At 68.3% G+C, this 19,048-nt stretch carries 22 protein-coding genes; 11 read left to right on the top strand and 11 right to left on the bottom strand.

Annotated elements, in window-relative coordinates; translation table 11 throughout:
* The first annotated feature begins 64 nt into the window (after positions 1–64).
* Both DFR49_RS13000 and DFR49_RS12995 read left to right on the top strand, forming a co-directional pair.
* The gene (locus DFR49_RS13000; RefSeq protein ID WP_119036062.1) at positions 65–727 is read left to right on the top strand and encodes a YjbE family putative metal transport protein; all 663 of its coding nucleotides are present in this window, start codon (positions 65–67) and stop codon (positions 725–727) included.
* Positions 718–1,341, top strand: coding sequence for a YjbE family putative metal transport protein (locus tag DFR49_RS12995; RefSeq protein WP_119036061.1), 624 nt, complete (start codon positions 718–720; stop codon positions 1,339–1,341). The genes DFR49_RS13000 and DFR49_RS12995 overlap by 10 nt, the downstream gene beginning before the upstream one ends.
* A 16-nt stretch (positions 1,342–1,357) precedes the next feature.
* On the opposite strand, the gene DFR49_RS12990 is transcribed toward DFR49_RS12995, so the two are convergent.
* Both DFR49_RS12990 and DFR49_RS12985 read right to left on the bottom strand, forming a co-directional pair.
* Positions 1,358–2,059 carry a dienelactone hydrolase family protein gene (locus DFR49_RS12990; protein ID WP_119036060.1) on the bottom strand — a complete coding sequence of 234 codons (702 nt, stop codon included), beginning with the start codon at positions 2,057–2,059 and terminating at the stop codon, positions 1,358–1,360.
* Positions 2,056–2,532: a methylated-DNA--[protein]-cysteine S-methyltransferase gene (locus DFR49_RS12985; protein WP_119036059.1), complete on the bottom strand. Its 477-nt coding sequence runs from the start codon at positions 2,530–2,532 to the stop codon at positions 2,056–2,058. Before DFR49_RS12985 ends, DFR49_RS12990 begins: the two co-directional genes overlap by 4 nt.
* Before the next feature lie 51 nt (positions 2,533–2,583).
* Here DFR49_RS12985 and DFR49_RS12980 point away from each other — a divergent pair, with 51 nt between their 5' ends.
* From DFR49_RS12980 to DFR49_RS12955, 6 genes are read left to right on the top strand one after another with little or no spacing between them, the layout of a single operon-like run.
* Positions 2,584–2,820, top strand: a complete 237-nt coding sequence (locus tag DFR49_RS12980) for a DUF6489 family protein (protein WP_119036058.1) — start codon at positions 2,584–2,586, stop codon at positions 2,818–2,820.
* Entirely contained in the window at positions 2,801–4,087 is a 1,287-nt protein-coding gene (mnmE, locus tag DFR49_RS12975; protein WP_119036057.1) for a tRNA uridine-5-carboxymethylaminomethyl(34) synthesis GTPase MnmE, read from the top strand. The genes DFR49_RS12980 and mnmE overlap by 20 nt, the downstream gene beginning before the upstream one ends.
* Before the next feature lie 56 nt (positions 4,088–4,143).
* Positions 4,144–5,985, top strand: coding sequence for a tRNA uridine-5-carboxymethylaminomethyl(34) synthesis enzyme MnmG (gene mnmG, locus DFR49_RS12970; protein WP_119036056.1), 1,842 nt, complete (start codon positions 4,144–4,146; stop codon positions 5,983–5,985).
* The gene (locus DFR49_RS12965; protein ID WP_119036055.1) at positions 5,982–6,593 is read left to right on the top strand and encodes a 16S rRNA (guanine(527)-N(7))-methyltransferase RsmG; all 612 of its coding nucleotides are present in this window, start codon (positions 5,982–5,984) and stop codon (positions 6,591–6,593) included. Before mnmG ends, DFR49_RS12965 begins: the two co-directional genes overlap by 4 nt.
* On the top strand, positions 6,590–7,369 hold the full coding sequence (locus DFR49_RS12960) for a ParA family protein (protein WP_119036054.1): 780 nt from the start codon (positions 6,590–6,592) through the stop codon (positions 7,367–7,369). Before DFR49_RS12965 ends, DFR49_RS12960 begins: the two co-directional genes overlap by 4 nt.
* Positions 7,366–8,262: a ParB/RepB/Spo0J family partition protein gene (locus DFR49_RS12955; RefSeq protein ID WP_119036053.1), complete on the top strand. Its 897-nt coding sequence runs from the start codon at positions 7,366–7,368 to the stop codon at positions 8,260–8,262. Before DFR49_RS12960 ends, DFR49_RS12955 begins: the two co-directional genes overlap by 4 nt.
* Before the next feature lie 41 nt (positions 8,263–8,303).
* On the opposite strand, the gene holA is transcribed toward DFR49_RS12955, so the two are convergent.
* Genes holA through DFR49_RS12935 form a run of 4 tightly spaced genes read right to left on the bottom strand, consistent with a single transcriptional unit; the run spans position 8,304 to position 12,765 of the window.
* On the bottom strand, positions 8,304–9,323 hold the full coding sequence (holA, locus tag DFR49_RS12950; RefSeq protein WP_119036052.1) for a DNA polymerase III subunit delta: 1,020 nt from the start codon (positions 9,321–9,323) through the stop codon (positions 8,304–8,306).
* Entirely contained in the window at positions 9,320–9,814 is a 495-nt protein-coding gene (lptE, locus tag DFR49_RS12945) for an LPS assembly lipoprotein LptE (protein WP_119036051.1), read from the bottom strand. Before lptE ends, holA begins: the two co-directional genes overlap by 4 nt.
* Entirely contained in the window at positions 9,811–12,315 is a 2,505-nt protein-coding gene (gene leuS, locus DFR49_RS12940; RefSeq protein WP_119036050.1) for a leucine--tRNA ligase, read from the bottom strand. Before leuS ends, lptE begins: the two co-directional genes overlap by 4 nt.
* A gap of 18 nt (positions 12,316–12,333) precedes the next feature.
* Entirely contained in the window at positions 12,334–12,765 is a 432-nt protein-coding gene (locus tag DFR49_RS12935) for a DUF3576 domain-containing protein (RefSeq protein WP_119036049.1), read from the bottom strand.
* A gap of 174 nt (positions 12,766–12,939) precedes the next feature.
* Here DFR49_RS12935 and DFR49_RS12930 point away from each other — a divergent pair, with 174 nt between their 5' ends.
* Complete coding sequence (locus DFR49_RS12930) at positions 12,940–13,662, top strand: hypothetical protein (RefSeq protein ID WP_342768472.1); 723 nt, start codon at positions 12,940–12,942, stop codon at positions 13,660–13,662.
* A gap of 12 nt (positions 13,663–13,674) precedes the next feature.
* On the opposite strand, the gene DFR49_RS12925 is transcribed toward DFR49_RS12930, so the two are convergent.
* Positions 13,675–14,229 carry a thiamine phosphate synthase gene (locus tag DFR49_RS12925; protein WP_119036047.1) on the bottom strand — a complete coding sequence of 185 codons (555 nt, stop codon included), beginning with the start codon at positions 14,227–14,229 and terminating at the stop codon, positions 13,675–13,677.
* Here DFR49_RS12925 and DFR49_RS12920 point away from each other — a divergent pair.
* Together DFR49_RS12920 and DFR49_RS12915 are read left to right on the top strand one after the other, a co-directional pair.
* Complete coding sequence (locus tag DFR49_RS12920; RefSeq protein ID WP_119036046.1) at positions 14,228–14,896, top strand: YggS family pyridoxal phosphate-dependent enzyme; 669 nt, start codon at positions 14,228–14,230, stop codon at positions 14,894–14,896. The genes DFR49_RS12925 and DFR49_RS12920 overlap by 2 nt on opposite strands.
* Positions 14,893–15,603, top strand: a complete 711-nt coding sequence (locus tag DFR49_RS12915; protein WP_425454944.1) for an HAD family hydrolase — start codon at positions 14,893–14,895, stop codon at positions 15,601–15,603. The genes DFR49_RS12920 and DFR49_RS12915 overlap by 4 nt, the downstream gene beginning before the upstream one ends.
* Positions 15,604–15,610: 7 nt before the next feature.
* Here the strand turns inward: DFR49_RS12915 and DFR49_RS12910 are convergent, their stop codons facing one another.
* The 4 genes from DFR49_RS12910 to DFR49_RS12895 all read right to left on the bottom strand — a co-directional run bounded on the left by DFR49_RS12910 (position 15,611) and on the right by DFR49_RS12895 (position 19,034).
* Complete coding sequence (locus tag DFR49_RS12910) at positions 15,611–16,285, bottom strand: GNAT family N-acetyltransferase (protein WP_119036045.1); 675 nt, start codon at positions 16,283–16,285, stop codon at positions 15,611–15,613.
* 5 nt (positions 16,286–16,290) lie between these two features.
* Positions 16,291–17,352 carry a GTP cyclohydrolase II gene (gene ribA, locus DFR49_RS12905; RefSeq protein ID WP_119036044.1) on the bottom strand — a complete coding sequence of 354 codons (1,062 nt, stop codon included), beginning with the start codon at positions 17,350–17,352 and terminating at the stop codon, positions 16,291–16,293.
* Positions 17,349–18,143, bottom strand: a complete 795-nt coding sequence (locus DFR49_RS12900) for an exodeoxyribonuclease III (protein ID WP_119036043.1) — start codon at positions 18,141–18,143, stop codon at positions 17,349–17,351. Before DFR49_RS12900 ends, ribA begins: the two co-directional genes overlap by 4 nt.
* 258 nt (positions 18,144–18,401) lie before the next feature.
* A complete protein-coding gene (locus DFR49_RS12895; RefSeq protein ID WP_119036042.1) occupies positions 18,402–19,034 on the bottom strand; it encodes a LolA family protein in 633 nt (210 codons plus the stop codon).
* Positions 19,035–19,048: the final 14 nt, after the last annotated feature.

Raw genomic sequence — 19,048 nt, 5'->3', positions numbered from 1 at the left:
AACACACCTGTCAAGCGGACAATCGCAACTGTTCGTGGACGGCCGGCCCTGCTAGGGGCGCTTTATGCCCGTTCTCAGCATCGCCGACGTCTTCACCAGTGCGGGGCTGGCGACGCTGGGGCAGGTGATCATGATCGATCTGATGCTCGCGGGCGACAATATCGTCGTGCTGGGCACGCTCGCCGCCGGTTTGCCGCCGCGCGAACGCAAGCGCGTGCTCGGGCTCGGGGTCGGTATCGCGCTGGTCTGCCTCGTCGGCTTCGCGTTTCTCGCAACGACGTTGCTCCATGTCGTCGGCCTGCTGTTCGCGGGCGGCCTGCTGCTGCTGTGGGTCGGCTGGAAGCTGTTTCGCGAGATTCATCCTCCCAAGGTCGCGGCGCCGGTCGACGATCCCGACACGCCCGCGATCGAAGGCGGCAAGCCTGCCAAGAGCTTTGCCCGCGCCGCGATCCAGGTCGCGATCGCCGATCTGTCGATGAGCCTCGACAACGTGCTCGCGGTGGCGGGCGCGGCGCGCGATCATCCCACCGTCCTGTTCTTCGGCCTGGCGTTGTCGGTGACGCTGATGGCAGTCGCCGCCAACCTGATCGCGCGGATCATCGAACGCTATCACTGGATCGCCTATATCGGGCTGGCGGTGATCCTCTACGTCGCCGGATCGATGATTTTCGACGGCTGGGTTGATCCCGAGATCGGTGTCGGCCATCTGTTCCGCGCATGGATCTGACCTCGCTCTTCACCCCGGCTGCGCTTGCGGTGCTCGCGGAGGTCGTGATGATCGATCTCGTGCTCGCGGGCGACAATGCCGTGGTCGTCGGCACGATCGCGGCGGGGTTGCCGAAGGCGCAGCAGAAGAAGGTCGTGTTCGTCGGCGTTGCCGCGGCGCTCGTGCTGCGGATCGTCTTCGCGCTGGCGGCGACGCAATTGCTCCAGGTCATCGGCCTGCTGTTCGCGGGCGGCCTGCTGCTGCTGTGGGTGGCGTGGAAGATGTGGCGCGAGCTGCGCGCGCACGACGCGCACGCGACGCAATCCGACATCGCCCCGCGGGCCAAGACGTTCGCGGGGGCGGCGTGGGCGGTGGCGCTCGCCGACGTGAGCATGAGCCTCGACAATGTTTTGGGAGTCGCGGGCGCGGCGCGCGATCATCCCACGATCCTCGTCTTCGGGCTGGTTTTCTCGGTCGCGGTGATGGGGCTCGCGGCAAGCCTGATCGCGCGCGTGGTCGATCGCTATCGCTGGATCGGCTATCTGGGGTTGGCGGTGATCGTCTGGGTCGCGCTCAAGATGATCCACGGCGGCCTGCTCGACCGCGACCTGGGGCTGATCCGCTTATTGGCGTGACGCGCGCGCCGATCGTTCAACCGAGATGGTCCGCGAAGAACTGCGCCGTACGCTGGTCAGCCAACGTCGCTGCCGCGTCCGATCGGCGTTTGCCGAACTCGGTCGCGAAGCCGTGATCTTCACCGGGATAGTCGAACAGCGTCACCTTGGGGTGATCATCGAGCCCGGCGTGCATCTGCTGCTGTGTGGCGGCGTCGACGAAGTGATCGGCGCCGGCGATGTGCAGCATCAACGGATGGGCGATCGCGTTCTTTTCACCTAACAGGTTATCGATACCGACCGCATAATAACCAACACTGGCATCGATATCGGTGCGTGCGGCGGTCATATAGGCGAGCCGTCCGCCAAGGCAGTAGCCGACCGCGCCGACCTTGCCGTTGCCGCCCAGCGCCGTGCGCGCGGCGCGGATCGTCGCCTCGATGTCGCGCACGCCCGCATCCTGGTTGAACTTGCCCATCAGCCCCAGGGCGCGTTCAAATTCGGGGGCGATATCGGGATCGAGTTCGACGCCTGGCTCGAGCCGCCAGAACAGGTCGGGCGCGATCGCGAGATAGCCCGCCTCGGCCAGCCGGTCGCACTTGCGTCGGACGCCGGCATTGACCCCGAAAATCTCCTGGATGACGACGATCGCCGCGCGCGCCGTGCCTTGGGGACGCGCGCAATACGCGGCGAATTCACCCTTGCCGTCCAGCGGCGTGATCGTCAGCATCTCGGTCATCCTTGCGCTCCTCGGATACGGCGCTCGTGGTCGAGCAGCCATTGTTTGGTGGCCGGGCCGTCGCCCGCTGAATAGGCGCCCAGCGCGCCTCCGGCAGCCAGCACGCGGTGGCAGGGCACGACGATAGGGAAGGGATTGCGCGCGCACGCCTGCCCGATCGCCCGCGGGCTCGATGCCGCGACCCGCGCAAGCGCGCCATAGCTCATCGCGTCGCTGTACGGAATCGCAACCATCGCATCGCGCAGCGCCTGCCCGCGTGGAGTCGCCGCAGGGGCAAGCGGCAGGTCGAACGCGGTCAGCGCGCCTGCGAACCACGCGGCCAATTGCTCGGCGGCGGCGCGCACGGCCTGGGCGTGCCCCGATGACGGCGCGCCCGCGCTATCGATCGCAATCCGCGTGATCGCGCGATCGTCCCCTGTGATCCGCACCGCACCGATCGGCGTTGCGATCACCGCTTCGTCCTGCGCATACATGGCAGACGCTATGCAGCCTCGGCGCGCTGCGCTCAAGCGGAGAGACGACGAATGAAGATCAACATAGAGGTGGATTGCACGCCCGAAGAGGCACGCCGCGTGATGGGGCTTCCCGATCTGACGCCGCTGCACGACAAATATGTCGCGACGATGGGCGACATGATGGACCCCGCCGCGCATCCCGAACTGATCGAGCAGATGATGCGGAGCTGGGCGCCGATGGGGGAGGGGGCGATGACCTTCTGGCGGCGGATGTTCGAGGGGCGTGATGGCGGCACCGGCGGCTGACACGATCGTCGCGCTGTCGAGCGGCGCGCCGCCCGCGGCGATCGGCATCATCCGATTGAGCGGCCCCGATGCCTTCGCGGTGGCGGCGGTGGTGGCGGGACCGCTGCCGGCGCCGCGCGAAGCGGCGTTGCGCGCGCTGCGAGGCGACGATGGCGCGCTGCTCGATCGGGCGCTGGTGCTGGTGTTCGCAGGTCCCGCGACCGCGACCGGCGAGGATCTTGTTGAATTTCACTGTCACGGCGGCCGCGCCGTCGTCGCGGCGGTCGAAGAGGCGCTCCTCCGCCACCCTGGCGTTCGCCGCGCCGAACCGGGAGAGTTCACCCGGCGCGCGCTCGCCGCAGGGCGGATCGATCTCGCGCAGGCCGAGGGGCTGGGCGATCTCCTCATGGCCGAGACCGAAACCCAGCGGCGCGCGGCGATCGCCTCGGCCGAGGGCGCGATCGGCCGCGCTGTCGGCGCATGGACGCAGCGCCTGGTGATACTCTCCGCCCAAGTGGAGGCGGCGCTCGATTTCGCCGACGAAGACGATGTCGCGGTCGATCTCGCGAGCGTTACCGCCGGTGTCGGCGCGCTCGCCGGCGAGATGGCGGCGTTCCTCGATGCGCCGACGATCGAGCGGTTGCGCGACGGCATCCGGGTCGTTCTCGCCGGCGCGCCGAATGCCGGAAAATCGACCTTGCTCAATGCATTGGCGGAACGCGATGCCGCGATCGTATCGCCGATCTCGGGAACGACTCGCGATCGAATCGACATACCCGTGGCGCGAGACGGCATCGCCTATCTGCTCACCGACACCGCCGGCTTGCGCGACGCGAGCGACGATCCGATCGAGGCGATCGGCATCGATCGCGCGCGCGAGGCGATCGGCGCGGCCGATATCGTGCTGTGGCTCGACGACGCGCCGCCCCCGGCCGGTGCGGTGTCGATCTATGCCCGCGCCGACCTTCCCGGTCGATCGGCAGCACCAGAAGGTCGATTGGCGGTATCGGCGTTGACGGGCGAGGGGATTGCCGCGCTGTGGCGGGCGCTCGCCGTGCGCGCGGGCCGTCTCTTGCCGCGCCTCGATCAACCCGTGCTCAATCTTCGCCAGCGTGATCTGTGTCGCCAGGCGCATGGCGAGCTTGCCGCGATCACCACCGATTCCGATCCGCTGATGGTCGCCGAACATCTTCGGCGCGCGCGCACCGCGCTCGATCGGATCACCGGCGCGGCGGGCACCGAAGCGATGCTCGATGCGCTCTTTTCGCGCTTCTGCATCGGCAAGTGAGATGTTCCACGTGGAACGCTTTTGACTTTGCGCGCGCGCCGGCATAGCGCCGCGCCATGACGAGCTTTGACGTGATCGTCGTCGGCGGCGGGCACGCCGGCACCGAGGCAGCGTGCGCCGCCGCACGGCGTGGCGCCCGCGTCGCGTTGCTGACCTTCGACGCCGCGACGATCGGGGCGATGTCCTGCAACCCCGCGATCGGTGGGTTGGGGAAGGGCCACCTCGTCCGCGAGGTGGATGCCTTCGACGGCCTTATCGCCCGCGCGGCGGATGCGGCCGCAATCCATTACCGGATGCTCAATCGCAGCAAGGGCGCCGCGGTCCAGGGGCCGCGCGTCCAGGCCGACCGCCGGCGGTTCGCGCGGGCGATCCAGGCGATGGTCGCCGCCCAGCCCAATGTCCGGGTGATCGAGGGTGAGGCGATTGGCCTCGACCTCGTCGGCGGATGCGTCTCGGGCGTGACGCTCGCCGATGGTGCGCGGCTGCGTGCGCCGACCGTCATTCTCGCGACCGGCACCTTCCTCGGCGGCCGGCTGTTTTGCGGCGAGGAACGTGCCGAGGGCGGGCGCACCAATGATCGCGCGGCCACTGCGCTCGGAATCCAGCTTCGCGCTCTTGATCTGCCGATTTCCCGGCTCAAGACGGGCACGCCGCCGCGCCTCGACGGGCGCACGATCGACTGGGCCGCGCTCGAATGCCAGCCGTCGGACAGCGAGGGCTGGACGATGTCGCCGATGAGCGCCGGGCGCGCCTTGCCGCAGCTTGCGTGCGCGATCACGCGCACCAACGCGCGCACCCACGCCATCATCCGCAACGGTCTCGATCGCTCGCCGCTGTTCTCGGGCGCGATCGAGGCGCTGGGGCCGCGCTATTGCCCCTCGATCGAGGACAAGATCGTCCGCTTCGGCGATCGCGACGGCCATCAGGTTTTCCTCGAACCTGAAGGGCTCGACGACGCCTTGGTCTATCCCAACGGCATTTCGACATCGCTTCCCGCCGACATCCAGGCCGCGCTCGTCGCAAGTATCGCCGGGCTCGAGCGCGCGCGGATCGTCGTCCCCGGCTATGCGGTCGAGTATGATCATATCGATCCGCGTGCGCTATCGCCGACATTGGAAGTCGCCGCCGTGCCCGGCCTGTTCTGCGCCGGCCAGATCAACGGCACGACCGGCTATGAGGAGGCGGCAGCGCAGGGGCTCGTCGCCGGCATCAACGCCGCGGCATCCGCATGCGATCTCGCGCCCCTCACGCTCGATCGCGCTGATTCGTATATCGGCGTGATGATCGACGATCTCGTGCTTCAGGGTGTTACCGAGCCTTATCGGATGTTGACCGCGCGCGCGGAATACCGGCTCCGCTTGCGTGTCGATAACGCCGAAACCCGCCTCGGGCCGATCGCCGCCGCGCTCGGCTGCGTGGGGCCGGCGCGGTTGCGTCACCAGCGCCGGCGGGTGAAGCAGCGCGAGGCGATCGACCAACGCCTCGCAACCACGGCGAGCCCCGCCGAGGTCGCGCGCGCTGGTGCGCCCGTCAAGCAGGACGGCATCCGCCGCTCGCTCGCCGAGTGGCTGCGTTTTCCCGATGTCGCGCTCGATCATCTGATGCCCGATGGCTCGATCGACGCCGATCCGGATATCCTCGCCGAGGCGATTGAGGATGCGCGCTATGCGCCCTATCTCGAGCGCCAGAAGGCGGAGATCGCCGAGATGCGTGCCAGCGACGCGATTGGTCTGCCGCCCGCGCTTGATTACGGGTCGATTGCCGGTCTGTCGAACGAGATGGTCGAGCGGCTTGGCACAGCGCGCCCCGCGACGCTCGGCGCTGCGGGCCGGCTGCGCGGTGTGACCCCGGCGGCGCTGTCGGCGATTCTGCTTCACGTTCGCCGCCGTGCGGCATGATCGAGGACGATGCCCGGGCGTGGGTGCGCGATCGATATGGTGTTTCACGTGAAACATTGGTCGCGCACTTTTGCGATCTCGTGCGCGCCGAATCGACCGAACAGAACCTGATCGCCGCATCGACGCTCGACTCGATGTGGCAGCGCCACGTCGTCGATTCGGCGCAATTGCTCGACTGGGCCGATCGCGACGGACCGTGGCTCGATGTGGGGGCAGGGGCCGGATTTCCGGGGATGGTCGTCGCCTTGCTCAGCGATCGCCCGGTCACGCTGTGCGAGCCGCGCAAGCGCCGCGCCGCATTTCTCGAGCGCGCGGCAACCGTGCTCGATATCGCCGATCGCGTGACGGTCGCGGCCACGAAGGTTCAGGCGCTGTCGGGCCGGTTCGCCGTGATTTCGGCCCGGGCTGTCGCCGCGCTTCCCGATCTGTTCGCCGCTGCATGCCATAATGCGGGGCGCGATACCGTCTGGGTACTTCCAAAGGGGCGGAGCGCGCGCGAAGAGGTGGCATCGGCGCGAAAGGCATGGCATGGTTCGTTTCACGTGGAACGCAGCGTGACCGATCCCGACGCGCTGATCATCGTGGCGAGAGGCGTATACCCCCGATGACGTGTATCGCAGTGGCGAATCAGAAGGGCGGCGTCGGCAAGACGACGACCGCGATCAATCTGGGCACCGCGCTCGCGGCGGTCGGGTTGCGGGTGTTGCTGATCGACCTCGATCCGCAGGGCAATGCCTCGACAGGCCTCGGGATTCCGCGCGCCGAGCGTGCCAAATCGAGCTACGATCTGCTGATCAACGAGGTGTCGTTGAAGGAGGCGGCCGTCGCGACGCGCGTGCCGCGGCTCGACGTCATTCCGGCGACAGAGGATCTGTCGGGCGCCGAGATCGAGCTGGTCGATTACGACGCGCGGACGCATCGGCTCGATCGCGCGCTGGCCGCGCATGACGGCGCGTGGGACGTGATCCTGATCGATTGCCCGCCATCGCTGGGGTTGCTGACCCTCAACGCGATGGTCGCCGCCGATTCGCTACTGGTGCCGCTCCAGTGCGAATTTTTCGCGCTGGAAGGGTTGAGCCAGCTTCTCAATACCGTCGAGCGCATCCGCTCGCGCTTCAATCCGGGGCTGTCGATCCTCGGCGTCGTGCTGACGATGTACGATCGCCGCAACCGGTTGACCGAACAGGTGTCGGACGATGTCCGTGCCGTTCTGGGTCGCGTCGTGTTCGAAACCGTTATTCCCCGCAACGTGCGGCTGTCTGAAGCGCCGAGCCACGGTGTTCCGGCACTGATCTACGATCATCGCTGCGCGGGGTCGGAGGCGTATATGGCGCTCGCGCGCGAGTTGATCGGGCGCCTGCCGAAGCCGGCGAAGGCGGCATGAGCGAGGGCGCGCGCAAACCGAAACCCGGTCTCGGGCGTGGGCTTTCCGCGCTGATGGGCGATATCGCGCACGAAGCGCCGGTGACGCCGGGGGCGGTGCCGAGCGTGGCGGGCATTCGCACGCTGCCGGTCGCCTCGCTCGCGCCGCATCCCGAACAGCCGCGCCGCTATTTCGACGAGGATGCGCTCGACGAACTGGCGCGATCGATCGCCGCGCGCGGGCTGATCCAGCCGATCGTCGTCCGCCCGCACGGCCATGATTATCAGATCGTCGCCGGCGAACGGCGCTGGCGCGCGGCGCAACGAGCGAGATTGCACGAAGTACCTGTAATCGTTCGAGATTTCGACGATTCCGAAACACTCGAAATCGCGCTGCTCGAAAATATCCAGCGCGAAGACCTCAACGCGATCGAAGAGGCGGAGGCGTATCGCAAGCTGATCGACGAGTTCGGGCACACGCAGGAAGCGCTCGGCAAGCTCGTTCACAAGTCGCGCAGCCATATCGCCAATCTGATCCGCCTGCTCGATCTGCCCGAGCCGGTGCGCGAGCACGTCGCTTATGGGCGGCTGAGCATGGGGCAGGCGCGCGCGCTGATCGGCGCACGTGATCCCGAACGCCTCGCGCGCGAAGTCATCGACCGCGATCTCTCGGTGCGCGAGACTGAAAAACTCGCGCGCGCGGTCAAGGCCGGCGGCACGGGCGTGGAAACGGCTGCGCGCGGCGGCGGTGAGCGCAATGCCGATATCGCTGCACTCGAACGCCAGTTGGGCGATCTGATCGGCCTCAACGTCAAGATCAGCCACGGCGACAAGGGCGGCACGCTGACGCTCGCCTACTCGACGCTCGACCAGCTCGACATGATCTGCCAGCGCCTCAGCGGCGAGACCATCTAGGTCCGATCATTCCCGGATAATTGCTAAGAAATAACAGGTTCTTAGCGATTTCTCGCCGCCAGCCGCGCTACCCCCAGAAAGGTCTGTTCGGCCAGGATATCGCCCGCTGTCGCCGGGGCCATGATCGCACGCTCGGTAGCGCGGATGCGATCGATCGCGACGGCGATCCGGTCGGGCGACCAGGTCCGCACCGCGCGCGCGGTCGCGGCTTTCTCGCGAAAGAAGACGCGGTTGCGCTCCATCACCGCGTCGATCGCGCCGCCCGCGTCGCTCTCGGCCCGCAACGCCGCGATCGTCATCAGCCGGCGCACCAGCCCACGCAGCAACGGGATCGGGGAGACGCCCGCATCGCGCAACCGCGTCAATTCGGGGCCGATCGCGGCCGTGTCGCCGCCCACCGCCGCGGCGATCGCGCGGCTCATCTCGGCGTCGCCGAGGTCGGCGCCGATCGCGTCGAGCGCGGCATCGTCGATCTCGCCCGGGCGATCGGCCCCCGCGTCGAGATAGAGCGCGATCTTCTCGATCTCGCGCGCGACGATCGCGCGATCGCCCCCGCTCGCGCTCGCCAGCCGCCGCGCGGTGTCGCCGGTGGTGCGCAGCCCGTGATCGCGCGCGATCTGCGCCACCATCCGATCGGCATCGGCGCCGTCGGGGACGTAGCAAGCGAACGCCAGCGCGCGCGGGGATTGGAGCGCGAGCTTGACGATCTTGCCGCTCGATTTGACGTTCGGCGCAATCGCGACCACCGGATTGCCCGCCTGTTCGGCCGCAAGTAGCAGCGTGAACGCCTCGATCGCATCCTCGCCGACGCCCGTGATCCGCAAGTGGCGCGCACCGCCGAACAGCGAGATCGAGGCGGCTTCATCGGCAAGCCGGCCCGGATCGCTCTTGAGCGTGCCGGCGTCGAGGTCGACGCGCTCCGCCTCCGGCCCCATCGCGCGCGCGAGCCGCTGGCCGAGTTCGGCGGCGCCCGCTTCGTCGGGGCCGTGGAGCAGATAGAGGCGGATGTCGGCGCCGGGGGCGTCGAGCGCGGCGCGGATCTGGTTGGCGTTGGCCTTCACGGCGCCGGACGCGGCGCCCGCGCATAGGTCGCGATCCGGGTCACGATCTGGTCGGCGACCGTTTCCGACAACCGTTCGAGCGCGCTGTTCTCGGCCGCGATCGTCGCATATTCAGAACCGACGACATCGACCCCGGCGTCCGATCCCGCGGTATCGTCGATCACGACCTTGCTGCCATCGAGCGCAACGAGTTGATAGCGCGCGCGCAGGCTCCGGCGCTCGCGCGTCACGCTGTCGTCGCGGCGCACGCCGAGCCCGGTGATCTGGTCGTCGAGCGTGACCTGAAGCCGATACAGCGGCGCGCTGCCGTCGCGTTCGGGTAGCCGGTCCCGCAGCGCATTGGCGACGAGCCAGCCTGATTTGCCCGCGATCGGCGCCACCTCGACGCGCGCCAGCGTCATCGCGACGGGGCCGCTGGCGCCGCCCGAATAGAGCGGATGCAGCCCGCAGCCCGCCAGCCCCAGCAGCATCAGGGGCGCGAGCCGCCTCATGCGACGAGGTTGACCAGCCGGTCGGGCACGACGATCACCTTGCGCGGTGGTTTGCCGTCGAGTGCCCGCGCGATCTTGTCGCTCGCGAGTGCGGCGGCCTCGATATCGCCGCGCTCGGTGCCCTTGGGGAGCGTCAGCGTGTCGCGCAGCTTGCCGTTGATCTGGATCGCGATCGTCACCTCGTCCTCGACCAGCAATGCCGGATCGACCGCCGGCCAGGCGGCGTCGGCGACCAGCCCCTCATGCCCCGCGGCCGCCCATGCCTCCTCGGCGACGTGCGGCACCATCGGCGCGACGAGGCGCATCAGCGTCCGCGTCGCTTCGGCGCGTGAGGCCGAAGGCGGCGCCTTTTCGAGCAGGCCGACCAGCGCGTAGAGCTTGGCGACCGCCTTGTTGAACGACAGCGCCTCGATATCCTCGGCCACCCCGGCGATGGTCTGGTGCAGCTTGCGGTCGATCGTGGCGTCTTTGGCCTCACCTTCGCCTGACTTTTCATCGTCGAACAGCCGCCACAGCCGCTGGACGAAGCGCCACGCGCCCTCGATCCCCGATTCGCTCCACGGCAGGTCGCGCTCGGGCGGGCTGTCGGACAGCATGAACCAGCGCACCGCGTCGGCGCCGTACTGGTCGACGATCGGTCCTGGATCGACGGTGTTCTTCTTCGATTTGGACATCTTCTCGACGCGGCCCACCGTGATCGGCTTGCCGGTCGCGGTCTCGATTCCGTCCTCGACCTCGGTCGGGCTGAGCCAGGCGCCGGCGGCCGATTTGTAGGTCTCGTGCGTCACCATGCCCTGGGTGAACAGGCCCGCGAACGGCTCGTCCACGTCGATCATGCCGAGATGCTTGAGCGCGCGCGTCCAGAAGCGCGCGTAGAGCAGGTGCAGGATCGCGTGCTCCACCCCGCCGATATACTGGCCGACGGGCAGCCACTTCTCGACGGTCGCCTTGTCGAACGGCCTGTCGTCGGGCTGGCTGGCGAAGCGGATGAAATACCACGACGAATCGACGAAGGTGTCGAGCGTATCGGTCTCGCGCAGCGCGGGCGCACCGCACGTTGGGCACGCGACATGCTTCCACGTCGGATGGCGATCGAGCGGGTTGCCGGGCACATCGAAGCTGACGTCCTCGGGCAGCGTCACGGGCAACTGATCCTTGGGCACCGCCACCGGGCCGCAGGCCGCGCAATGGACGATCGGGATCGGCGTGCCCCAATAGCGCTGGCGGCTCACCCCCCAGTCGCGCAGGCGGTAGACGGTCGAGCCCTCGCCCCAGCCTTCGTCCTCAGCGCGCGCGATCACGGCGCGCTTGGCCTCCTCGACGGGCATCCCGTCGAGAAAGCCGGAATTCACCAGCGCGCCGGGGCCGCTATAGGCCTCATCGCCGTCGAACACCGCGCCCGTCTTGTCGCCGTCGGCAACGACGCGGCGGACCTCGAGCCCGTATTTGCGTGCGAAATCGAGGTCGCGCTGGTCGTGCGCGGGCACGCCCATCACCGCGCCCGAGCCGTACTCCATCAGCACGAAATTAGCGATATAGACCGGCAGTTCGATCGCCGGATCGAGCGGGTGGATCGCCTTGAGCCCGGTATCGAAGCCGAGCTTCTCCTGCGTCTCGATCTCGGCCGCGGTGGTGCCGCCCTGCTTGCAGCGGGCGATGAACGCCGCGACCTCGGGGCTGTCGGCGGCGTGGGCTTGCGCGATCGGGTGATCGGCCGCGACCGCGACGAAGCTGGCGCCGAAGATCGTGTCGGGGCGCGTCGAGAACACCTCGATCCGTTCGGCGCCGCCGGCGATCTCGAACCCGAAGGTCAGTCCACGGCTCCGGCCGATCCAGTTCTCCTGCATCAGCTTGACCTTGTCGGGCCAGTGATCGAGCGCCTTCAGCCCCTCGAGCAGCTCATCGGCGAACTGGGTAATCCTGAGGAACCACTGGTTCAGCTTGCGCTTCTCGACCAGCGTGCCCGAGCGCCAGCCGCGCCCGTCGATCACCTGCTCGTTGGCGAGCACGGTCATGTCGACCGGATCCCAATTGACCGCCGATTCCTTGCGATAGACGAGCCCCGAGGCATAGAGATCGAGGAACAGCGCCTGTTCGTGGCCGTAATAGTCGGGATCGCAGGTCGCGAGTTCGCGCGTCCAGTCGAGCGCGAAGCCCAGCCGCTTCAACTGCGCCTTCATCGTCGCGATATTGGCACGCGTCCAGCCGCCGGGGTGGACGCCTTTTTCCATCGCCGCATTCTCAGCGGGCATCCCGAACGCATCCCACCCCATCGGGTGGAGCACCTCGTGCCCGGTCATCCGCTTGAAGCGCGCGAGCACGTCGCCCATCGTATAGTTGCGCACGTGGCCCATATGGATGTGCCCCGACGGATAGGGGAACATCTCGAGCACATAGGCATGGGGCTTGGACGAATCGTTGCGCGCGGCAAAGGTGCGGTTGTCGTCCCACACTTTCTGCCAGGCCGCGTCCGCCTTCAGCGCGTTGAAGCGAGAGGCCATGAGGTGACGATACTCTGGTTAGCTGATCGCGGCGCGGCGCAGGTCGCGGGCGCGGGTGAGGATGATGTCTTCGAGCTTCTGCGTCGTCGCCGCCTTGACCGGCGCGTCGACCCAGGTGCCGCCCTGGTTGATCTGGCGAAGGGCGGCGACGCGCAGCGCATCGGCGCGCAGATCCTGGTCGAGGATCGATACCGTCACCTTCATCCGCTCGGCCGGGGTGTTGGGATTGACGTACCAATCGGTGACGATGACGCCGCCGTTCGAATCGGTCTGCAGCAGCGGCATGAACGACAAGGTGTCGAGGCTGGCGCGCCACAGATAGGCGTTGACGCCGATCGTGGTGGTGCGCGCGGCGGCGAGATCGGCTTTCGGGCGCTCGCGGCCACCGCCGCAGGCGACCAGCGGAAGAAAGAGCGAGACCACGATCGCGGTGCGCAACGGGCGGTTCATTGGCGGTTCCCTGAGCGAAATGGGGGTCGCTACGCCTCTATAGATGGTCCGCCGTCGCCGCAAGCGCGGCGCTGCTGTGGAGATGGGGCAACACTGCTGCGGAAACGACTCTTTGGTGGTGGAACCGCGCGCCCGAATCGTGGTAGTCGCGATAGCGATAACGAAGGGTCAATCGTGGTCGATGGTCGAGTCCTCGGGGGCATGGGACTGGTGGCGCTTGTCGCTGCCGGCATCGCCGTGTCTCCCGCACTTGGCGCTCCCGACCGTCTGGCGCCGTCCCGGCCGCTCACGATCGGTATGGAAGACGGCATCGGATCCTTCACCCCGGCCTCGGCGGATCCCAAGCTCGCGGCGGCGCTGGCCCGCAGCGGCCTCAACGCCAGCGGCTTCCGTTTCACGCCCTCGGAGGCGGGCAAGGGCGAGCAGCATCGCGTGACGGTGGCCGTGCGCAAGCGCGTCTCGCGCAGCAGCGATGAGAGCAGCGCGCGCACGGTGGCGCCGGCGAGCACGGTCAGCGTCGCGCCGATCGCCTACAATCTCGGCGTCGCGGTCGGCTGGAAGCGATTCGCGCTGTCGGGCGATGTCACCCACGTCGATCTCGGCGGCAAGCCGGGCAGCGCCCAGTCGGTCGACATGGGGTTGAGCTATACGGGGCGCCGCGCCTCGGGCCGCGTCAAGGCGACCGCGACGCGACCGCTCGCCGATACGCCGCGCCTGATCGCCGACGATCCGAGCTATTCGATCGATGTCGGCGGCTCGTATTCGCTGACCCGCAATCTCGATCTGACCGCGGGCGTGCGCTACAAGTCCGAACATGATCGTGATCGGCTCCAGCGGCTCGCCGACGACCGCCACGACAGCCAGGCCGTCTATATCGGCACCGCCTTCCGCTTCTAACGGATCGCGCCGTTATTCGGCGATCCAGGCCTGGATCGCCGCCCAGCCGTAAAATCCGAATCGCATCATCCGTCGCCCGCGTGCCGGTGTGACGCCACCGAGCGCGATTGCCGCACCGGGAAAGGTGCGCGCGATCGCACGAGCCCGCGCGACACCGAGCACGGCGGCGCCCGGATGCGATCGTGTCGCAAAAACCGGCGAGACGAAGATCAGGTCGGCACCCACGCGTGCGGCGGCGATTGCCTCGCGCCGCGCATGGACGGCGCGCGTCAGCAACCCTCGCTCGGGGCGCCGGGCGGCATTGTGGACCCCGTCCTCGCGCGCGGCGAGCCGGTCGGCGCCGGCGCGCACCAGCACCAGCCCGCGCCGATCGGCGATCGCCTGCACGGCCGCGAACAGTCGCCGCCGTTCGGCAAGCGGGGTGCGATAGTGGCGAAACACGATTCCCGCGCCGGGCGGCAGGTTGTCGAGCGCCGTCCATAGCGACTCGCCGAGCCGTTCGTCGGTCATCAGCCAGAGGCGAGGTGGGTGGCGGCGGGGCACGGCGATGCCTATAGCAGCGCGCATGCCCGCCGACGATCCCGCCCACCGCCTCGCCGAGGTTCATGCCGCCATCGCCAAGGCCGCGCGCACGGCCGGTCGCCCGCGTGATGCGGTGACGCTGATCGCGGTCTCCAAGACGCATCCGATAGCGGCGATCCGGCCGTTGATCGACGCCGGCCAGCGCGTATTCGGGGAGAACCGCGTCCAGGAAGCGCAGACGAAATGGCCCGCGTTGCGCGCGGCGGCGCCCGATATCTCGCTTCACCTGATCGGGCAGCTCCAGTCGAACAAGGCCGACGAGGCGGTGGCGCTGTTCGATGCGATCCATTCGGTCGATCGCGTCTCGCTCGTCACCGCGCTGGCGAAGGCGATGGACAAGGCCGGGCGGCGGCCCGCGTGCTTCGTCCAGGTCAATATCGGCGCCGAGGAGCAGAAGGGCGGGGTGGCGATCGCAGACCTTCCCGCGCTGCTCGCCGAGGCGCGCGGGGCGGAGTTGCCGGTCGCGGGGCTGATGTGTCTTCCGCCCGCCGCCGTCGAGCCGGCGCCCTATTTCGCGCTGCTCGCCAGGCTGGCGCGTGACGAAGGCGTGGCCGGGTTGAGCATGGGCATGTCGAGCGATTATCCAACCGCCGTGACGCTCGGCGCCACGCATGTCCGCGTCGGCACGGCCTTGTTCGGTACGCGCGCGTGAGCGTTGTCACGGGTGCCGATCGTCACTCCGTTGCCGTCCTGCCGGCCGACGCGCTGATCTTCGATTTCGACGGCGTGCTGCTCGAAAGCGAATATGCCGGCAACGCGCAGATCGCGCGCTATCTGACCGCGATCGGCCATCCGCACACGCCCGAAGAAGCGATGACGCACTATATGGGGCTGGCGGGCGCGGATTTCGTCGCCGCGATCGAACGCCGGATCGGCCGGCCGCTGCCGCACGATTTCCATGCCGCGCGCGCCGAGGAAGATGCACGCGTTCTCGCCGAAGGGCTCGATCCGGTCGCGGGTGCGATCGCGTTCGTCCGGGCGCTGCCCGCCGACCTGCCCCGGGCGATCGCCTCGTCCAGTTCGAGCGCGTGGATCGAAACGCATCTCGATCATCTCGGCCTGCGCGCCGATTTCGGGTCGATGGTGTTCTCGGGCCGTGAGCATGTGGCGCGCGGCAAGCCGGCGCCCGACGTCTATCTCCATGCCGCACGCGCGCTCGGGGTGAGGATCGATCGCTGCACGATCATCGAGGATTCGCCCGTCGGCGCGACCGGTGCGGTCGCGTCGGGGGCGAGCGTGATCGGCTTGTGCGCGGGGCGTCACTGCCCGCCCGGCCACGCCGAGACGCTGCGCGCGATCGGCGTCGATGCCGTCGCCGGTGATTTCGCGAGCGTGGCGCGGCTGATCGGGATCGGCTGAGGAGCGGTCAGCGCCTGAGGATGGTATAGGTCATCTGCGCGCGCACCGCGAAACCGAGCCGTTCGTAGAGCGCGATCGTCGCGGCGTGATCGGCATAGGCATGGAGGAACGGGGTTTCGCCCCGCGCCGCGATCCGCCGGGCGACGAGCCTCAGCAGCCCTGCGGCGAACCCGCGGCCGCGCCAGCCGGGCCGCGTGCACACGCCGCTGACCTCGGTGAAGCCGGGCGCCTTGAGCCGTTCGCCAGCCATCGCGACCAACCGGCCCGCCTCGCGCACTCCGACGAAGCCGCCCAAGACGTGCGTGCGCGCGAAGAACGGGCCGGGTTCGGTCAGCGTTGCCAGATCGAGCATCTCGGCGGCGTCGGCATCGCCGAGCGTCACGACGTTGAAACCGGGTTTGGGCACCGACAGGTGCGGCGCGATCATCTGGACGCATGCGACCTGTTTGACGACATGAAGCGCGTCGGGAAGCGCGGGCGCGCCGTGCTCGACCAGCCCGATCGTTCCGCCTTCGGGAACGAGCCGCGCCAGCGCCGCAAGGCTTTCGGGGGTCGTATCCCTTGCCGCGGCGAACACCGCCACCGCGGGATCGAAGCGCAGCGCGCCCGCATCGCCGATCGCAAACCCCGCTTGCCGCGTCGTCAGTGCGCTCCAGACCGGCCGATCGAGCGGATGCGCCATCGCTGTCAGAGCTGGTGGCCGGTGCGATCGCGCTTGGTCGCGAGATAGCGCTCGTTGTGCGGGTTGGGCGGCAGATGATGTGGTACGCGTTCGATCACGCGCACGCCTGCGGCCTCGAGCCCGGCGACCTTGGCCGGATTGTTGGTCAGCAGCCGGATTTCGCATTGTCCGAGCAAGGTCAGCATCCGCGCCGCGACCGCGAAGTCGCGGGCGTCGATCGCGAAACCGAGTCGGGTGTTGGCATCGACGGTGTCGAACCCCTGATCCTGGAGCGCATAAGCGCGCAGCTTGTTGATCAGCCCGATCCCGCGCCCTTCCTGCCGCAGATAGAGCAGGATACCCCAGCCGCTGCGCTCGATTTCGCGGATCGCCGCGCGCAATTGCGGGCCGCAATCGCATTTGAGACTGCCGAGTACGTCACCCGTCAAACATTCGCTGTGGAGCCGCACCAGCGGCGGGCGGCCATCGGGCGCGCCGATCAGCAATGCGACATGCTCGCCCGGCATTTCGGGGGTGCGGAAGGCGACGATCTCGGTCGCCTCTGCGCCCTCGACCGGCAGGCGCGCGCGCGCCGCGATCGTCAGCCGCGCGGCGTCCTCATGCGCGGCGATATCGGTGGGGGTGATCGAGACCTCGTTGTCGGCGGCATCGGTGCGGACGAAAAATGCGGGCAGGATGCCGGCGATCCGCGCGAGTTGCAGCGCGGCGGCGGCAAGATCGGGCGCGATCACGGGGATCGCGGCGAACGGCCCCTTCATCGGCGTCGCAAGATCGAGCTGCGGATCGGCGAGCGCGGTCGCGACGGCAAGGTCGAGCCACGGCGCGCGATCGACCATCACCGGCGCGTCCGGGGTCGCCGCCTCGCGCTGGTTGGCGAGCTTGAGGGTTGCCGCACGGCCCGCCGACAGCAGCACCGGCGCGCGCGCCTCGGGGTCGAAGCTTGCGAGGCGCGCGGGATCGGCGGTCTCGATCGCGAGCAGGCTCAGCACCGCTGCGCCGTCGCCGATCGCCACCGGCCAGCCACGGCGCAGCGCGTCGATCGCCCGGGCCGCGGCGCGCGCGCTCATGCAGTGAACTCGGTCATGATCGGCACATGGTCCGATGGCTTCAGCCAGCTTCGGCAATCCTCGAAGACGTGGTGTGCCACGGCCTTGTCGGCAATCTCGCGCGTCGCCCACATATGATCGAGGCGGCGGCCGCGATCGTTCCTGGTCCAGTCGGGCGAGCGATAGCTCCACCAGGTGTGAAGCCGCGCGGGCGCGGGATGGAAATGGCGGCCGAGATCGACCCACGAATTGCTGGCCTTGAGCGCATCCAGCGCATCGACTTCGATGGGCGTGTGGCTGACGACCTTCAGCAATTGCTTGTGGCCCCAGACATCGCTGGGAAGCGGCGCGATATTGAAATCCCCGACGAGCAGGGTGGGCACCGCGAGCGTCTCGGACCAGCGCGTCATCCGCTCGACGAAATCGAGCTTCTGCCCGAATTTGGGGTTGAGCGTGCGATCGGGGATGTCGCCGCCGGCGGGCACATAGACATTCTCGATCCGCATCCCGTTCGGCAGCCGCACGCCGATATGCCGTGCCTCGCCGTTCGCCTGCCAGTCGAGCCGGTCGTCCTCGACGATCGGCAATCGTGAGAGGATCGCGACGCCGTGGTGCATCCGCTGGCCGTGGAGGACGATATGCTCATAGCCCAGCCGCCGGAACGGGGCGGCGGGGAAGTCCCCGTCGATAACCTTGGTTTCCTGGAGGCAGAGGATATCGGGCTGCGCTTCCTTCAGGAAGCGCTCGACGATCTCGATACGGAAACGAACCGAATTGATGTTCCAGGAGACGATCTTGAGCGTGTCGGCCATGCCGCGCGATGTAGTCGTATCGGTCATCGCGCGCCAGTGCGAGGGCGCGGGCCGGCACCGCACCGAACAAAAACACCGTTCTCCGACAAAAAGAAAGGCCCCCGCTCCGGGGGCATGGAACGGGGGCCAACCTAGCGTTCGTCACGCAGGCGGGAACCGGGGCGTAAGCATCCGGGCAACAGGGGGGAATCCCGGATCACCCCGAATCCGCGAGCCCCTATTAGCGTCGGGAACCTGTCGCCAATATGAATGGCGCGCTTATCGCCCGCGCGTCGTCCTCCGCGGATCGTTCCAGCGAAACGTGTTGTCGGAGACGGGCACGTTGATCTTCTGGTCGCTGAGGCGAACCGTGGTGCGGTTGTTCTGCGAATCGAGCGCGACCCATCCCTGGAGCGTCAGCCCGCCGGTCGCGCCGGTGTCGCGGGCGAAGACCAAGGTGATCCGGCCGTATTGCGGATGCTTGGGATCGCTTGCCTCGACCGAGATCACCCGCGGATCGCCGCCGGGTACGACATGCGCGACCTTGCTCATGTCCTTGCCCGGATCGAGCAGCACCGACAGCGGCGAATCGCCGATCGGCCAGCGTTGCACCTGGTTCACCGAATAATCGATGAAGAACAGCGCCTTGCCGTCGCCGACGATAAGGATCGGCACGCCCTTTTCGTACTGGAAGCGGATCTTGCCGGGCTTCTTGAGGCTCAGCGTGCCGGTAAGCACCTTGCCCGCGCGGTCGGTCTGGGTGAAATGCGCGGTCATCGTGTCGACCGATCCCAGATAGTGCTGGACGGTGGCGAGATCGCCCGCCGCGGGCGCGGCGATCCCGGTCGCGGCGGGGATGACGATCGCCGGCGCGGCGATGGCGGTGGCCAAAGCGAGAAAACGGACCTTCACGGGGAGAATGCTCC

Source organism: Hephaestia caeni (genome assembly GCF_003550065.1).
In the GTDB taxonomy this organism is placed as follows: domain Bacteria; phylum Pseudomonadota; class Alphaproteobacteria; order Sphingomonadales; family Sphingomonadaceae; genus Sphingomonas; species Sphingomonas caeni_A.
Note: the sequence above shows the minus strand (reverse complement) of the source record. Positions and strands in the feature narration are given on the sequence as shown.

Excerpts from the sequence above, each read along its gene's own strand:
- DFR49_RS13000 (WP_119036062.1), top strand. The coding sequence starts at position 65 with ATGCCCGTTCTCAGCATCGCCGACGTCTTCACCAGTGCGGGGCTGGCG.
- DFR49_RS12995 (WP_119036061.1), top strand. The coding sequence starts at position 718 with ATGGATCTGACCTCGCTCTTCACCCCGGCTGCGCTTGCGGTGCTCGCG.
- DFR49_RS12990 (WP_119036060.1), bottom strand. The coding sequence starts at position 2,059 with ATGACCGAGATGCTGACGATCACGCCGCTGGACGGCAAGGGTGAATTC.
- DFR49_RS12985 (WP_119036059.1), bottom strand. The coding sequence starts at position 2,532 with ATGTATGCGCAGGACGAAGCGGTGATCGCAACGCCGATCGGTGCGGTG.
- DFR49_RS12980 (WP_119036058.1), top strand. The coding sequence starts at position 2,584 with ATGAAGATCAACATAGAGGTGGATTGCACGCCCGAAGAGGCACGCCGC.
- mnmE (WP_119036057.1), top strand. The coding sequence starts at position 2,801 with ATGGCGGCACCGGCGGCTGACACGATCGTCGCGCTGTCGAGCGGCGCG.
- mnmG (WP_119036056.1), top strand. The coding sequence starts at position 4,144 with ATGACGAGCTTTGACGTGATCGTCGTCGGCGGCGGGCACGCCGGCACC.
- DFR49_RS12965 (WP_119036055.1), top strand. The coding sequence starts at position 5,982 with ATGATCGAGGACGATGCCCGGGCGTGGGTGCGCGATCGATATGGTGTT.
- DFR49_RS12960 (WP_119036054.1), top strand. The coding sequence starts at position 6,590 with ATGACGTGTATCGCAGTGGCGAATCAGAAGGGCGGCGTCGGCAAGACG.
- DFR49_RS12955 (WP_119036053.1), top strand. The coding sequence starts at position 7,366 with ATGAGCGAGGGCGCGCGCAAACCGAAACCCGGTCTCGGGCGTGGGCTT.
- lptE (WP_119036051.1), bottom strand. The coding sequence starts at position 9,814 with ATGAGGCGGCTCGCGCCCCTGATGCTGCTGGGGCTGGCGGGCTGCGGG.
- leuS (WP_119036050.1), bottom strand. The coding sequence starts at position 12,315 with ATGGCCTCTCGCTTCAACGCGCTGAAGGCGGACGCGGCCTGGCAGAAA.
- DFR49_RS12935 (WP_119036049.1), bottom strand. The coding sequence starts at position 12,765 with ATGAACCGCCCGTTGCGCACCGCGATCGTGGTCTCGCTCTTTCTTCCG.
- DFR49_RS12920 (WP_119036046.1), top strand. The coding sequence starts at position 14,228 with ATGCCCGCCGACGATCCCGCCCACCGCCTCGCCGAGGTTCATGCCGCC.
- DFR49_RS12925 (WP_119036047.1), bottom strand. The coding sequence starts at position 14,229 with ATGCGCGCTGCTATAGGCATCGCCGTGCCCCGCCGCCACCCACCTCGC.
- DFR49_RS12910 (WP_119036045.1), bottom strand. The coding sequence starts at position 16,285 with ATGGCGCATCCGCTCGATCGGCCGGTCTGGAGCGCACTGACGACGCGG.
- ribA (WP_119036044.1), bottom strand. The coding sequence starts at position 17,352 with ATGAGCGCGCGCGCCGCGGCCCGGGCGATCGACGCGCTGCGCCGTGGC.
- DFR49_RS12900 (WP_119036043.1), bottom strand. The coding sequence starts at position 18,143 with ATGGCCGACACGCTCAAGATCGTCTCCTGGAACATCAATTCGGTTCGT.